Below are 418 nucleotides of genomic sequence, written 5' to 3'. Positions count from 1 at the left end.
GCTGGGTGAGGGTGGTGAGTCGTTGACGTATGGCGAGTTGGGTGTGCGGGTGGATCGTCTGGCTGGGCATTTGGCTTCGTTGGGTGTGGGTGTGGAGTCGCGGGTGGGGGTGTCGCTGCCGAGGTCGGTGGATTTGGTGGTGGCGGTGTTGGGGGTGTTGCGGGCTGGTGGTGCGTATGTGCCGTTGGATCCGGAGTATCCGGGGGACCGGCTGGAGTTCATGAAGGCGGACAGTGGTGTTCGCGTGGTGGTGGACGAGGCGATGGTGGCGGGTCCGCTGCTGGGGGGCGCGGGCGCGCGCGTGGCCCTGCCGGCGTCCGCCTCGGTGTCGTTGTCGTCGGCGGCGTATGTGATTTATACGTCGGGTTCGACGGGGCGGCCGAAGGGTGTGGTGGTGCCGCATGGGGCGATGGCCGGG

1 protein-coding gene is annotated in these 418 nt (G+C 68.2%); it reads left to right on the top strand.

Annotated features, from left to right (window positions below):
• Positions 1-418: AMP-binding protein (locus IF11_RS37490; protein WP_037729520.1), on the top strand; the 418-nt coding region annotated here is incomplete at both ends.

The sequence above is a fragment of the Streptomyces scopuliridis RB72 genome, assembly GCF_000718095.1.
In the GTDB taxonomy this organism is placed as follows: Bacteria; Actinomycetota; Actinomycetes; order Streptomycetales; family Streptomycetaceae; genus Streptomyces; species Streptomyces scopuliridis.
This window is presented reverse-complemented; position numbering and strand designations above follow the sequence as displayed.